The sequence below is a fragment of the Bartonella sp. TT110JLCBS genome, assembly GCF_042193405.1.
GTDB lineage: Bacteria > Pseudomonadota > Alphaproteobacteria > Rhizobiales > Rhizobiaceae > Bartonella.
Genome location: NZ_JBHILT010000258.1, coordinates 333 through 614, shown reverse-complemented (window position 1 = coordinate 614; position 282 = coordinate 333). Strand labels below are relative to the sequence as shown.

Here is a 282-nt window from a genome sequence, read left to right as displayed (position 1 = left end):
CAATGGCAAAAATTTGCGGATTAGTTATTGGACTTAGTCTTCTCTTTGTTTTAGCAAAAATCGAATCATATAGCTTTCATCCTATGTTGCCGCGCAAATCCTTTTCTTTCTCTTCTGAAATTTTTCCTGTTTACGCATTAATACTCGTTATGACAACAGTCGTGTACAGTATAGAACTTTATTTACCACTTTTTCTTCAAGAACTTCATGGACAAGCTCCACTTATAGCCGGTTATATAGCAACACTTATGAGCCTAGGGTGGACGTGTGGAGCCCTCTCAA

1 pseudogene is annotated in these 282 nt (G+C 37.9%); it reads left to right on the top strand.

The features are described 5' to 3' along the window. Positions 1-282, top strand: a pseudogene (locus ACFILW_RS10780) (MFS transporter); the annotation flags it as partial.